The sequence below is a fragment of the Paraflavitalea speifideaquila genome (assembly GCF_032395985.1).
Classification (GTDB): Bacteria; Bacteroidota; Bacteroidia; order Chitinophagales; family Chitinophagaceae; genus Paraflavitalea; species Paraflavitalea speifideaquila.
The window spans coordinates 5,745,782-5,760,592 of sequence record NZ_CP135920.1 but is presented as its reverse complement, the minus strand read 5'-3'; the positions used below and the strand labels follow the sequence as shown (position 1 = coordinate 5,760,592).

Annotated in this window: 9 protein-coding genes and 3 pseudogenes; 3 read left to right on the top strand and 9 right to left on the bottom strand. The window is 46.1% G+C overall.

Going from position 1 to position 14,811, the window contains the following annotated elements; translation table 11 throughout:
* Positions 1–305 precede the first annotated feature (305 nt).
* The 9 genes and pseudogenes from RS881_RS39560 to RS881_RS39520 form a co-directional block, all read right to left on the bottom strand.
* Positions 306–428, bottom strand: coding sequence for a hypothetical protein (locus RS881_RS39560; protein ID WP_315815808.1), 123 nt, complete (start codon positions 426–428; stop codon positions 306–308).
* A 41-nt stretch (positions 429–469) separates the two neighbouring features.
* On the bottom strand, positions 470–829 hold the full coding sequence (locus tag RS881_RS39555) for an RHS repeat domain-containing protein (RefSeq protein WP_315824753.1): 360 nt from the start codon (positions 827–829) through the stop codon (positions 470–472).
* A 224-nt stretch (positions 830–1,053) separates the two neighbouring features.
* Positions 1,054–1,800: a hypothetical protein gene (locus RS881_RS39550; RefSeq protein ID WP_315815807.1), complete on the bottom strand. Its 747-nt coding sequence runs from the start codon at positions 1,798–1,800 to the stop codon at positions 1,054–1,056.
* Between the two features lie 1,187 nt (positions 1,801–2,987).
* The gene (locus RS881_RS39545; protein WP_315815806.1) at positions 2,988–3,197 is read right to left on the bottom strand and encodes a hypothetical protein; all 210 of its coding nucleotides are present in this window, start codon (positions 3,195–3,197) and stop codon (positions 2,988–2,990) included.
* A gap of 498 nt (positions 3,198–3,695) precedes the next feature.
* Positions 3,696–4,016, bottom strand: coding sequence for a hypothetical protein (locus RS881_RS39540; RefSeq protein ID WP_315815805.1), 321 nt, complete (start codon positions 4,014–4,016; stop codon positions 3,696–3,698).
* A 1,755-nt stretch (positions 4,017–5,771) separates the two neighbouring features.
* Positions 5,772–6,275 (bottom strand): BamB-related PQQ repeat family beta-propellar protein, encoded by a 504-nt coding sequence (locus RS881_RS62405; RefSeq protein ID WP_484557643.1) that lies wholly within the window; start codon positions 6,273–6,275, stop codon positions 5,772–5,774.
* Between the two features lie 57 nt (positions 6,276–6,332).
* Positions 6,333–7,947, bottom strand: a pseudogene (locus RS881_RS62400) (c-type cytochrome); the annotation flags it as partial.
* 184 nt (positions 7,948–8,131) lie between these two features.
* Positions 8,132–9,325, bottom strand: a complete 1,194-nt coding sequence (locus RS881_RS39525) for a Gfo/Idh/MocA family protein (protein ID WP_315815802.1) — start codon at positions 9,323–9,325, stop codon at positions 8,132–8,134.
* A 36-nt stretch (positions 9,326–9,361) separates the two neighbouring features.
* Positions 9,362–10,550 (bottom strand): annotated as a pseudogene (locus RS881_RS39520) (nucleoside permease).
* Between the two features lie 348 nt (positions 10,551–10,898).
* On the opposite strand from RS881_RS39520, the gene RS881_RS39515 reads away from it, so the two are divergent.
* From RS881_RS39515 to hutU, 3 genes and pseudogenes are all read left to right on the top strand, one after another.
* Positions 10,899–11,363, top strand: coding sequence for a MarR family winged helix-turn-helix transcriptional regulator (locus RS881_RS39515; RefSeq protein WP_315815801.1), 465 nt, complete (start codon positions 10,899–10,901; stop codon positions 11,361–11,363).
* Positions 11,364–11,409: 46 nt separating this feature from the next.
* The gene (hutH, locus tag RS881_RS39510) at positions 11,410–12,957 is read left to right on the top strand and encodes a histidine ammonia-lyase (protein WP_315824752.1); all 1,548 of its coding nucleotides are present in this window, start codon (positions 11,410–11,412) and stop codon (positions 12,955–12,957) included.
* Between the two features lie 26 nt (positions 12,958–12,983).
* Positions 12,984–14,670, top strand: a pseudogene (gene hutU, locus RS881_RS60550) (urocanate hydratase).
* Positions 14,671–14,811 lie beyond the last annotated feature (141 nt).

Sequence of the window (14,811 nt, the reverse complement as noted above, 5' to 3'; positions counted from 1 at the left end):
ACAACCGGTACGGGGTACAATATTAATGTCTTCATTCAATACCCCGAAATGAAAGCCCCCATTTAACCATTTTACGCATACTTTAAACGCCACAGCTATAATGGGAACGGTTGGTAGTTGTAATCATGCTGTACGGAGAAAGGTGCGGCAGAATAAAAACAGGCAGGGAAAGTTGCTAATACAAGGTTAACGAGATTTATACGTACGCACAAACAGACAAGGCTGAACTTTTGAAAATACTACTGGTTGCAGCAGCCCTACCTGGTTGAAGATCGGCAGGAATGATCAAAGCCAGGAAATATCCATTAGGAGAGGGGCACCAGTACCCATCCACACCAATGCCCTACTGCATACTGGCGCCAGTTGGGGGTCATGAGAACAGCATTTGTTTTTGCGTCTACCATTCTTTCAATCCGTTTTGCAGCCACTACTGTGTAGACTTTTTCGGACCCATAATAATCAACCCTATCTACTTTATTTGTAAGGCCATTGTATTGAACAAGGCCATACCATGTTTCGCTTTCAACATACTTTCAGGAGCTGCCTCATTACTCACTTCTTTCCTATTTTCGTCTATATACTTGCCAGTATTCCAGTTATAAGCAAGCATACCATCCGGATCAACAAAACGAAGCGGATTATTATACGCATAATTATAAGGACTTAATCTCCTGGACACTTCCACATAGGGATCTACCATGTGCCACCTCCCAATCTGTGGATCATACATCCTCGCCCCATAGTCATACCATTCCAGGCCACTGCCATCACTGAATTCCTTTTCCTGTACAAGTACGCCATGCGCTGTGCCGGGCTGCGTACGCCAAATAAGGGAAACAAAAAAGCCATTCCTTATGAACTGCTTTGTTGTTATTTATTCAGCATCTGGGTAATTGTACATTATTGTTCTGCTTGTTTCTTGAATCTATTAATTTACTAATTCACTATTGCTTTAGGCCCATAAGTTTAATCCTTTCATCTTTTGATACATCGAAAGATTGAGCCTTAACATAATTATTCAACTGTTCCAATGAATTATAAATAGGGTTAAACTCAATTGAAAAAAAAAAACAGGCGCTTTATATCAAAAACGAAGAAAATTTCTTTGTTAAAATCATGTATAATAAAATTTGCATTGTCATGCCAATAATGTTTAGTAAAGAAAACAAAAAATAAGTCAATTATTGGGGTGCCCTTAAGAAAATGTATTCTATGTTTAAATGAATTTCCCTTTTCTGATACATCCAGATAATATTCGGCATACAGAGGATGTATTTCACAAACAAGTTCAACCTTGTATTTTCTATCTAATGATGAATGATTTTTACCAATCGTAACCGAAACGAAATATTTCTCACTTATAATTTCATTTATTATGTTTTGTATATCCTTAGCATTCCAGTTATTCTTGTTCCATGACACAATCAGACAATGAGAAACATTTTGGTAGATTTCTGCTATACCATCCATTGAAGTCAAGTCATTAAATTGGTGTTCTATAGTACAGCTTATAGTTGAAGTTTTTCCGTCATCCCAGTCAATTCTTAAATGTCTAAGAGCCTGGTTTACTGAAAGCGTAATGTCAATTCTACGATAGGTTATGTATTTTAGTTTACTTAATTTCTTCAATAGGTTGTATTGAATATGCTTCAATACTTTTGAGTCCAGCTCCTCATCCTTAAAACTTAAATTAAACTCTTTTAACATATTGCTGTTTATGATTAAGTTACTTGCATATCCTTGACCTTGCGATAGTAATAGCTGTGCAGATGGTCGGATTTCAATTGGTATACAGGACATACAGGCTTTTTTGACGGCTAATTATATTAACTACCGCTTCTTTGTCCATTATTTCAATATCTCTAACTTCAAATAAATCATCTCTTTGTGTTATAAGACAAGAACTGACGACCATTGGTTATGTTTCCAACTTATAACGGAATAGCGACCACAATCAACCACATATCTTAAAACCATCAAAATTGACGAAGAACCAGATACACCGGAATTTACACGCTCATTATAAGCGGCTTCATAATTTTTATCCTGGCACTAGCAAGACTTGCACGATTCAGTGTGGCAAGTTTGCGTCAGTTATGGAATTTTAGGTTTGTTTGAAAGACTTGCCATCCTACTATGAAGGTTCGACATAGCAATTATTATACAGTTTTCTAAATAACATTGTGTCATAAGTTAAGTTCACGGGATTGTCAGGATCAATGGTTATATCCATAAACTTTTGGTTGATAAAATCAATCTTAAGCCAGCCCATTGGTACATCCTCATTGCGTTCAGCATTTTTATTGTGATTTTAAGAATAGCAACACCTTTAGACACGGTATCCACCCATATCCCATAGTTTACTTTTTTTATCATTGGGCTAAAAGTACTTTTAGCAACAAAAGAGTACAATATGTCTTTGCAGTTTAAGATTGAGTCTGTATTTTTTATTTCCTTTCGATTAGTAGTTAAAGTGTCAATGTTATTAATATTAGTATCGTACCTATTATTGGAGATTGAGTCATAGATTGGATTGGGGAGTTTGTCATTTCGTTGAATGTTGTGTTCTTGACAACTTGCAAGCACAATTACGAGAGTAAAAAGCGTTCTATTTTTCATTGTTTTAAAATCTATTTACAATTCTACGACGGCAAGGACTTATAGTCTCGCCATAAAATATCACCCGTTGCATCAACATATTTCCGCCCATAACCCATTATAAGCTAGATTTAGTTTATTTTATACCGACCCAAACACGCCTTGTACAGTTCAACGAGGTATATGCCTAAGCAAAGCACGGGAGATACAAATCTCGCGTTGTTCCTTGCGTAAGTGAAATATCTAAAATCACGTCGGGAATAGGATACTTCAACTTAAATACTGAAGCCACTCATAACAAGCGTCTTTAGCATTTTTGACCAGTTATAATACTCAACTGAACTTAATCTGCATCCTCCAGTAGCATTATTATTGTCACTAAAAGGGTATCATTTGGTAACCATTTTAGTCAGAACTGTTGGCCATCCCTTAACTCTTTCGCTTCCAAGTATATCATAAACGACTCCTGAGATGACAATAGTATCATTAATCTTTACTGACATGGGAGGCAAATTACAAACCCACATCCGCACATATTTTGAAGTTGCAAGAAAAGTATCCCTCTCATTACTTTTTAAAACAGCATATTCATCATTCAATACTTCCTTTATAGTTCTCCCGATGTTAAATTGCCCGCATGCTGAAGAGTCAAAGACATGTTTCCTTTTAAACAGTAAGGTGTCAAATTTATAATCTTCCTTCGGAAGATTCTCAACGGGTTCTGTTTTAGAGATATTCGACTTGGTTTGTGCGTTATTACATGCCGTAAGATATATTACCCAAAAACATATAAAAAGCCTATACCTGCACAGTTGAATATATTTATTTTATCTTTTATTTGTGCCATTAATGGTTTCTCTGTTCACTCATCTAAACTTTATAGCTAATTCAAGCGCTTTAAATTGTATCCCATTGACCTGAGTATTACTGCCCCTCCTACAGAAAGCATAAGGTTAGTTGGGGTCCAAAGTTGGCTTTGCCGATGGCTTTGGAGCTAATCCCCGCCATTGTCAAGCCAAAAGGATAGTAATGCGTTTCCTCGATGATAGGACCGGTAATATGCTGTACACTCAGGTTATCAAAGAACATCCCAACAGTTACTGTCGGGACAAGCTATCCCAATTCTGGGTTTCATTGCTGAGGTGAATATACAGAAAACTATTTTTAGTCATGGGGATAGATGACTGGGCCAGGGCGAGCACGGCATTGGCCCCGCCAACGGGAAGGGCGCCACTGCTGGCTGCTACATATTTCAATTGTTCATCAAGCAATATCCAGTTGAGGTAGGCCTTGGGTTTGCTGTTGCCAGCCTGGGAAGGCTGGTTGGCAGTCTGGAAACTGGTGACGGCGCTTGCCAGGGGACCGGGATTGGCACTGAGCTGGGCCAGGGTACCCTTGGCCCGACCTGCCGCACCCACGAGCAACTACAGGCCTGGGCACTGCTGTTGATTACCTGATCAGCGGGGATAAAACAGAGCAGGCTAAAGCATCACTGAAAAATTCTGAACTGATACAACGCTTTAAAGAAGTGGATGCGCTGCCCGAAGAAGAACAGGGGGTATTGATAAAAATTATCTCCGCTTACGTCAGAGACTACAAAACCAAACAGGCCTATGCTTCCTGAAAGGATAAAGCCACCAGTAAAATGGTGGCTTCAGTAGTTTTATACAGGCACAAGATGCCATCACACAAACCCACCCCTCAATCTTGCGCCAGTGTAGGTGGATGGCTTTTATTATTAAGGTTGAACGCTATTGTAGATTGACGCTAATACAGGCACAAGTACTCCTCACACGAGGCTCTACTGCATACTGGCGCCAGTTTGAGTACCGGCAGTCCAATTTCAGCCACCGATCTTCCGGACTTTCCCCACTTCTCCCACAAACTTACATTCACCCATAACCCGTCTCCAAATCTTCATGACCGTTATGACCATTAATACCGTAAATGTCCTGGTTTGACCGGTCATTTTAGGACATTCCGGTCTTCCCACAACAAAAACACAACACGCTGTTTGGAAGTAGATTAGCCAGTGATGTACTTTTGTTTGGAAGTAACAGACGTAGTGGAGTAGGAGCAGAAACACAACAACAGGAAAAGCGAAAAGAACAGCAATCGTTGCAGCCGTACCTGGCTCCACTCACGCCCGTACTACGCCCGTACTACATCCGTACTACGTCCGTACAAGACCCGTATAAATAGCACTAACTCCAAAAAGAGCTTCTTACACCAAAAGCGGCAGGGCACCTGATGCCAGTCAAAAAAAACAATTAGACACATGATTGGTCCATGGCAACCTATTCCTCCAAAAACACACCTGGAAACCATAGGGTAGCCTGGCATAGGCCATGTGGTATTCACTAAGAAGCCACTGGATATACAGGAGGGATACACGCGGGATATACTAGCCCCAGTATATCGCCAGTGGCCTCCCAGTGAACTCCCAGTGAATACCCCTTGCCTATTTTTAGGACGGTGCAACGGGACACATCGCATTGCTGACCGTTTTCTTCACATTAGTGTCCTTGTTTCGCCATGTTTTGGCGCAAAATTGCTAGTGGAAGGGTTGCGTTAAGGTTGTCTTAAGGTAGCCTTAACCTTGTCTTAAGGTAGGGTGAACCTTTGACTGCTGGAATTCCAGGAAAATGGTCAGGAAATGGCGCCTGGTGCGCTGGAGTTTGCACAGAACCTCTACTGTCTAGGACCACTCCCAGGTTATACCCAGGACAAGATTTATAGCAGGAGAATGGCAGGGTTGTATAATACGTGCACCCGAATGGGCGCAAAAGGCTAGGGTAGTGGTCGTGGACCAGCCTGGATATGGCCTGGGAGTCCTATAGAAACCCTATAGGTATTTAGCTTTTGCAAGGCAATACCCAGGCAATACGTAGGCAATGGTTAGGCAATACCCCTGCGGGTTAACACGCTTTACACGCCTGATACAGGACCATTGCCTGTAATATGGGCAGGCTGTTGAGTGGCTCCCCGTGTAAAGTCATTAGAGGCGATTTGCGGTCCGCTTTATTTAAGTGAGGATTGGGCCGCGTGCATGGCGAAGATACGGCTTAATGAGGCTGTAATGGGATTTAAGTAGCGGAAACTAGCAGGAGAAGACTAGCTGACTTTGAATACGCATTGCGTGGGATTTACACAAAGCAATCGTAGTATAACTGCTAATCGCGATCAGGCAACGCAAAAGCCATATACGTATCGCCCGATGGGGTACCCAGTTTACCACCGCCACAGGCTATCACTACAAACTGCCGTCCCTGCACCGCATACACCGAAGGCGTAGCAAAGCCTGGTACAGGTAATGAATACTCCCATAACAGCTGACCGGTAAATTTATTAAAAGCCCGGAGTTTGCTGTCACGCGCAGCCGCAATAAACAACAAGCCCCCGGCGGTAACGGCCGATCCACCATAGTTTTCCGTCCCGGTAGCCGGTATGCCTTTCGCTTTTAGTTCGGGGTACTCGCCCAGTGTTGTTTTCCATACATGCTCTCCCGTATGCAGGTTGATGGCGGTGAGTGTGCCCCACGGCGGACTAATAGCCGGATAGCCTTCCGTGCTCAGGAACTTGTAATAGCCTGTCATACCATAAGGGAGATTGAGAAAACTATCCACCGGTTTGGGGGTGAGTTTAAACGCTTTCTTTTGCCGTACTTTGCTTTCCATGATAAACGATACAATGGCCTCCTTCTCTTCCTGCTCCAATTGTCCAAAGGCAGGCATCATCCGCCGACCGGTATTGATGAGCGAAATTATTCCTGCCTCCTTGTATTGTGCCTGTATATTGAGCAGCGAAGGATTATTACCCGATCCCTTACGATCGGCGCCATGACAACTGGTGCAATAACGTTCGTACAAACGTTGCCCTGCCTGTCCATAATTTTCAGCCTGTTGCGTAGGGGGTTTGTTTGCCCGCATCGTGAGCAGCCAGGCCATTTCGTTAGCATTTACAAACATATACCCCGATTCAGGATCATACGAAGGACCGCCCCATTCGGCGCCACCATCCAGCCCAGGTAACAATACCTGCGTTTGTTGACTCGGTGGCATAAACAATTCGCCATAGCGATAGCCTGCCAGCACTTTCTTCAATTGGGAGATGGAACTATCGGGCAAGTAAGGATTGAGATCGTTGAGCGTGAATACCTGCCTTACAAATGGCTTGGGTGTTGACACAATAGGTTGGGTGGGCCATATCTTTTCATGAAGCAGCGTAGTGTTGGTATCAATCGCTTTTTCTTTGATTGGATAAATGGGTTGGCCTGTTTCCCGTTCATAAATATATACCATGCCGTGTTTCGTAACCTGCGCCACCGCATCAATAGGATTGCCATCTTTTTAATGGTCACCAGTGCCGGTGCACAAGGCAGGTCCCGGTCCCAAACATCATGATGGATAAACTGGAAATGCCATTTGCGTGTACCCGTGGCCGCATCGAGGGCCAGCAGGCAATTGGCAAAAAGATTGGCGCCTTTACGTTTGCCTCCATAAAAGTCGAAGGAAGCCGAACCGGTAGGCGCAAACAAAATGCCTCTTTGTTCATCCAATGAAAAGCCGCCCCAGCTATTGGCGCCACCAATATGCTTATAAGCTATGGGATCATCCCAGCTATCATACCCGAACTCGCCCGGTTGCGGAATGGTATGGAATATCCACTGCAATTTCCCTGTTCGCACATCATAAGCACGGATATGACCCGGCGCAGCAGTAGGGCCCTCATCCACGCGCGAGCCCAATATGAACAAGTCTTTGTAGATAATACCTGGCGAAGTAGCTGTAACATACAGGTCTTGCACTTCCCTGCCCAGTCCATCATGCAGGTCTACCCGTCCATGGCTGCCAAAACTATCAATGAGCTTGCCATTACTGGCATTCACCCCATACAAAAAAGAACCTGCTGTATAGAGTATGCGTTGGTCATTGTCATGCCCCCACCAGGTCACCCCACGGTTGTTGTTGAGGATAAAACGGATATCGTTGTGTTGTTGCGTAGAGTCGGCCGGATCAAAGGTCCAGCGGTGTTCACTCGTTGCGGCATCAATGGCAAATAATTTGAGGGTGGGGAGGTGCCGTATAAAATGCCATTCACTACAATGGGGTTGCATTGTATTTGCGAGTGGTGCACCGTGTCAGCATCCTTAGTACGATAGGTCCAGGCTGGTTGTAGCAACCTTACATTGCTGGTATCGATAAGTGTCAGGGAAGAATAGTGGATATTGTCTTTCCCGCCGCCATAAGCGGGCCACCCCGTATGATCTTTGGTGGCGGGTTTACAGGCAGGTAATGCTAGGAGCGTGGCAAAAACTGCCAGGCAGTAAAGGTGCTTAATAGATCTCATTTTCTCAATGTTGAGTATGCCGGACAATATGCCTGCATCTCCATAAGGTATTAATAAAACAGGGATGAAGCAAATGAATGCCTCATCCCTGTTTTATTATTTTTCTGAAGGCCCTCTAACAACATCCCATTTCTACTAAACCTATCCACGCAAAAGGCCCTTTTCAACTAGTCAACCTATCAGCCTACTCCAGCACCTTCTCACTGATCTTACCCGTTGCCTTGTTTTTAATGATCACTTTTTTAGCACCATAGTGCGTCATTTCCTCTTTTACCAGGTAATGATCCGCATCATATTCTGTAAGGTGACTGTCCTTAGATACCCCTTCGCGGCCACGCCAGATATCCAGCTTCACGGGTTCCCACAATTTGCTTTTAGCACTGCGGTAGGCGGCATCCAGGATACAGTTCACCACATAGCCATCATAAAATGATTCTTTGGGCGCTGTACCCGATTCTATCGCATTGAACATATCCATGAACATGTGGTTATACCCCAGCTCATTCAGTTCATCACCTACGGGGAACAACCAGCCCGTATTGCTTTCAGCTTTTTCCGCTACATAGTCGGCTCCTTTGCCCGTGGTGAACATATCAAAACCTGTACGGAGGAAACTATTGATCCAGATCGTGCCTTCCGAGCCCATTACTTCATCACGCAGATCAAGTCCGCCACGGAAGGTCCAGCTTACTTCAAATTGTCCAATCGCTCCATTCTCATATTTTACCAGGCCAATCGCATGGTCTTCCGCATCGATGGGTTTTACCTGCGTGTCGGCCCAGCACATCACTTCCACGGGTTTAATATCTTTTCCAATATAACTGCGGGTGATCTCTACACAATGACAACCGAGGTCGAGGATACAACCGCCACCGGCTTGTTCAATATCCCAAAACCAGTCACTGTGTGGGCCAGGGTGCGTTTCCCGGCTCTTGGCCCAAAGAATACGGCCCAATGCGCCATTCTTAACACTGTCCAGCGCCTTGATGAACTTGGGTGTGTATACCAGGTCTTCGAGGTAACCATTGAAAATGCCGGCTTTCTCTACCGCTTCCAACATGCGTTTCGCTTCTTCTCCATTCCGGCCTAAGGGCTTCGTGGTGATCACCGCTTTCTTGTGTTTGCAGCAAAGCAGTACCGCTGCTTCGTGCAGGTTGTTGGGCAGCGCAATACATACCATATCCACTTCCGGATGCGCAATCGCTGCTTCCAAATCCGTAGTCCAATGTGATACCTTGTAATCGTCGGCAAACTTCTTGGCACTTTCCTCACGACGCGAATAAATACTTACGATCTTGTCCTTACTCCTGTAACCCTGGATCGAATCCGCATAAAAACGGCCAATGAACCCCGAGCCTAGCATAGCGATACGTTGCATAAATATATGTTTATGGTTTACTGTTGTTTGTTTGTGTTAAGAACATACCTGTATTAGGCGGCCTGACTGATCTCTTTTTTTCTCCTTGAAGAAGAGCACAAAATACACCATTACAGCTACAGCTATGATGGCAGGTACATACCAGATGCTTTTCCAGTCATGGGTCACAGGGGTGCCGGCAATGCTATATTTATCCACGATAATACCAGAGAACCAGGTACCGGTCAGCATACCCAGCCCGTAAGTGGCAAAGGTAAACAGGCCCTGGGCAGCATTCTTGATCTTTTCGCCTGCCTTCTTCTCAGTGTACATATACCCTGTTACAAAGAAGAAATCATAGCAAATACCATGCAGCAGGATGCCGGCATACAACATCCAGGTATTGCTGCCTGCATCGCCATAAGCAAATGCCACATACCGCAATACCCAGGCGGCCATACCCAATAACAGCATTTTTTTAACCCCAATACTATTGAAAAGGAAAGGAATGGCAATGATGAATACCGCCTCTGAAACCTGTCCCAGGATCATTTTACTGGCAGGCTCAGTCATACCGATCTCATTCAGAAAGGGATTGGCAAAACCATAATAAAAGGAGAGGGAATACATACGAGGATGGCGGCAATAAAGAAAATGAGGTAGGATTTACTTTTGAACAATACAAAAGCATCTTTACCAAATGTTTCTCCAATAGAGCTGCTTTGCCCCTTGGCTTTGGGAGGTGTATTGGGCAGTGCAAAGCTATACAGACCCAACGCGGCCGATGCGGCGGCAGCAATCAGGAAGGTGGTACTGGTCTTTTCAATGCCCAGGCGACCAATAGTAAAACCGGCTACGATCCAGCCCAATGTGCCAAATACCCGTATCCAGGGAAATTGCTTGCCCGGGTCGTTCATCTGTGAAAAGCAATACTATTCGATAATGCAATCGTTGGCATGTAAAGCAACGAATAACCCAGGATCACCCAATAGAATGGGCTGTTGCTATTGATCTGAGTAGCCAGGTACAACATGGCTGCACCCAACAGGTGCAATACACCCATAATCCGCTGCGCGGCGAAAAAACGGTCGGCTACCAGCCCTACAAAGAAGGGAGAAATGATCGTGGCGAAAGCCAGTGCACTATAAGCGGCCCCTATCTGCACCCCGGTAGATTGCAAATGCTCTCCCATATAAGTTCCCATCGTCACATACCAGGAGCCCCAGATAAAATATTCCAGGAACATCATAAATCCAAGCGATACGCCGGTCTGAGTTTTCATTAGTCGTAGTTTGATCTGTTTTAGTTAGGTGGTTTAAGCGTGGCGGAAATTACGAACAAATCCCATATTTGCTGCAACGATTTAGGACTGGGGTTTCCACCCGGTATTCCCATTTTCTTTTGCCGTTCCCCTGCGCAATCGCTTGCAGCGCCTCTTCATGGGTCCCAGTTCGCCCCTGGCTGTTTTTCCACTAACCCATCGTCAATAGCGGCTCGTAGCTCGCAGCCCGTTGCTCGCCGCTGGTTGTTTCCCCACTCGCCGCTGGCTGTTTTCCCAAAAACTCCTATATTTGTATAAGTACTTATATAATTTATGAACTTTTACGAATCCCTCGGCTTTCTAGTCTTCGGCAGCCGCCTGCGGCGCCTCAGCGAAACCTTCCTGGGTGATGTGAACCGTATTTATGAGTCCCATAACCTCAAGTTCGATGCTGCCTGGTTTCCTGTATTTTATATCCTGTCGCGCAAAGAATCCGTTTCCATCCGCGACATTGCCGATGAACTGGCCATTTCCCATTCTTCTGTAAGCCAGCTCATCAGCGCCCTCCAGCAAAAAGGATTGGTAAAAACCTCCACCGCAGCCGACGACGCCCGCCGCAAGGTCGTGGAGTTTACCCCCAAAGGAAAAAAGTTGCAACAACAAATAGCCCCCGTATGGACCGCTTTGTCGCAGGCCATGGAAGAACTGGTAAATGAGGGCAAGCACAGCAAAGTATTGCTCAAGGCCATCACCGAACTGGAAACAGGCATGACCAAAAAAGTCTTTTTGACCGCGTAGAAAACATTATGAAACCTTAATGATCAAATATGGCTACCGCATTTGAATATGGCATCGATTCATTGACCGCCGGCAAGGCCTGGCCATTGCCCAAGGCAGTTTACAAGGTATTCTAAGCAAAGAGGCCCGGCAACGCATCCTGGCTTCCCAGCAACAGGTGCAGCAAATTGTTGACGATAATAAAACGGTATATGGCGTCAACACCGGCTTTGGCATCCTGGCCAATGCTAAAATATCGGAAGAAGATACCCGCACCCTTCAGCACAAAATATTGCAAAGCCACAGCGTAGGCGTGGGTAATCCTATTCCGGTCGAAGTAGCCAAACTAATGCTCATTACCAAAATGCAGGCATTGGCCAAAGGTTATTCAGGCGTTCAATTACAAACCCTCGAACGCATTAACTGGCATATCGAACAAAATGTAATACCCGTAGTGCCCGAGAAGGGTAGTGTAGGCGCCTCCGGCGACCTGGCCCCACTGGCGCATTTGTGCCTGCCCCTGATTGGATTGGGAGAAGTATTTTACAAAGGACAGCGACAAAGGTCGGCCGAGGTGCTGCAACAGTTTGGCCTCGATCCCATTCAATTGGGTCCCAAAGAAGGCCTGGCCCTCATCAATGGCACGCAGTTCATTTTATCCTTTGCCGTAAAAGCTGTGCAACGCATGCACCATTGCCTCGAAGTAGCCGATATCATTGGCGCCATGAGTCTGGAAGCCCTCACTGGTACACAAGCCCCTTTTGATGCCCGCCTGCATCAACTACGTCCCTATACCGGTACCCAACTGGTGGCCCAGCGTTTGCGACTCCTGCTGCACAATTCCGCCATCATGCAAAGCCATGTGGATTGCGGCAGAGTACAGGACCCCTACAGCCTGCGCTGTATGCCACAGGTACATGGTGCTTCCCGCAACGCCTGGCTCCATTTAAAAGAACTGACCGAGATAGAACTCAATTCTGTAACCGACAATCCCATTATCCTCGCAGCCGGTGATACCATCAGCGGTGGTAATTTCCACGGCCAGCCACTGGCATTGCCCCTGGACTATGCCTGCTTTGCCGCTGCCGAGATTGGCAATATTGCCGACCGCCGTTGTTACCTACTCCTCGAAGGCAAATGGGGACTACCCATGCTCCTCATGAAAAATGTGGGCCTCAACAGCGGTTTCATGATCCCACAATACACCACCGCAGCACTGGTTACCGAAAACAAAACCCTGTGCTTCCCAGCCAGCGCCGACAGCATTCCTACCTCCCTGGGGCAGGAAGACCATGTAAGCATGGGTAGCATCAGCGGCCGCAAATTGAATAAAGTACTGGACAACCTGGAATACATACTCGCGATCGAATTGCTGAGCGCCAGCCAGGCCATCGAATTCCGTCATCCCCTCAAGAGCAGCGCCATCCTCGAATTTGCTCACGAACAAGTGCGCAAGCAGGTGAGCTTTGCTGAGGAAGACAGGATCTTTGCCGAAGACATCAACAAGATAAAAGCCATCATCACCGATTTTTCTTTTGTAGAGTCCGTGAATACCTATACCAACCTGGCCGGTGTCGAATTGAACAAAGGGTATAATGGATTTGAGCTATTATAAAATAGTCAACCGTAAAAATCATTTATATGGGAAATACAATCACACGCAAATACGATCCCGTTAAATACAAAACACCTACCGGTGCACAGTTAACCTGCAAAGGATGGATACAGGAAGCGGCCCTGCGTATGCTGCTCAATAACCTCGATCCGCAGGTAGCCGAAAGACCCGATGACCTCATCGTATACGGTGGGCGTGGTAAAGCGGCCCGTAATTTCGAGGCCCTGGACCTCATTATCAAAGGACTCAAAGACCTCGAAAATGATGAAACCCTGCTCATCCAAAGTGGAAAGCCTGTAGGCATTTTAAAAACACATCCCGATACTCCCCGCATCCTCATCTCCAATTCACAGCTGGTACCCCGCTGGGCTACCTGGGAACATTTTGATGAGCTGGAAAAGAAAGGCCTGATGATGTACGGCCAAATGACGGCCGGCTCCTGGATCTATATCGGGTCACAAGGCATTGTACAGGGCACTTACGAAACCTATGCCGCTGCTGCCAACAAACATTTTGGTGGCACCCTCAAAGGTACCCTCAATGTGACCGCCGGATTAGGCGGTATGGGTGGCGCACAGCCCCTGGCCATTACCATGAACGAAGGCGTGGCCCTGATTGCTGAAGTAGAAAAATGGCGCATGGAAAAAGGCTCGAAACCCAATACCTCGATCTCCTGGTAGAAGATGTGGATGAAGCGATTGATCGCGCACTCACTGCCAAAAAGCAAGGTGAAGTGATCTCTATTGGTGTATGGTGTAATGCCGTGACCCTATTAGAGCGCCTGATCGAACGAAAAGTGATTCCCGATACCTTAACCGATCAAACTTCCGCCCATGATCCCCTTATCGGTTACTGGCCCCATACCATCAGCTATGAACAGGCGAAAGTATTGCGCGATCAAAATCCCCAACAATACATCGACCTGGCTTACGACTCCATGTACCGTCATGTGGAACTGATGCTGGAATTGCAAAAACTAGGCGCCATCACCTTCGATTATGGCAATAATATTCGCGCCCGCGCCCAGGAAAGAGGATTACAAAATGCTTTTGATTTCCCCGGTTTTGTACCCGCTTACATACGTCCCCTGTTTTGTGAAGGCAAAGGCCCTTTCCGCTGGGCTGCCCTTAGCGGCGATCCGGCCGATATTGCCGTAACCGACCAACTCATCAGCGAAATGTTTCCGGAGAACACTTCCTTACAACGCTGGCTCAACCTCGCCAAAGAAAAGATCGCCTTCCAGGGATTGCCTGCCCGCATCTGTTGGCTGGGACAAGGTGAGCGCGAGAAAGCCGGATTGGCATTCAATGAACTCGTGAGAACCGGTAAAGTAAAAGCGCCCATCGTTATTGGCCGCGACCACCTCGATACCGGTTCAGTAGCTTCCCCCAACAGGAAACAGAAGCGATGATGGATGGCAGTGATGCCGTGGCCGATTGGCCATTGCTGAATGCCCTGGTCAATACCGCTGGTGGCGCTTCCTGGGTGAGCTTACACCATGGCGGCGGCGTGGGTATGGGGTATAGCATTCATGCAGGTATGGTCATTGTTGCCGATGGTACCGGGGCAGCCGCTGCACGGTTAAGTCGCGTATTGCGTAATGATCCCGGTATGGGAGTGATCCGTCATGCTGATGCTGGTTATGACACCGCCAAAGCGACAGCGGATGCGCATGCATTAGATATCCAAGCACGATTAAATGACAGCAAATAAGCATATAGCGTAAGTTGTTAGAGAAAAGTTAAGAACTCCAGAGCCCCTTTAAACCAAAGGGGCTTTTGTATTGGCTCGCAGCTCGTAGCTCGTGGCTCAAAGCTAATTTGTTGCAAAGGGGCTTTTCTGTATTTGGCTCGT

Bases quoted from the DNA above. Each gene is read 5' to 3' on its own strand.
- RS881_RS39550 (WP_315815807.1), bottom strand. From the start codon at position 1,800: ATGTCCTGTATACCAATTGAAATCCGACCATCTGCACAGCTATTACTA.
- RS881_RS62405 (WP_484557643.1), bottom strand. From the start codon at position 6,275: ATGGAAAGCAAAGTACGGCAAAAGAAAGCGTTTAAACTCACCCCCAAA.
- RS881_RS39525 (WP_315815802.1), bottom strand. From the start codon at position 9,325: ATGCAACGTATCGCTATGCTAGGCTCGGGGTTCATTGGCCGTTTTTAT.
- RS881_RS39515 (WP_315815801.1), top strand. From the start codon at position 10,899: ATGAACTTTTACGAATCCCTCGGCTTTCTAGTCTTCGGCAGCCGCCTG.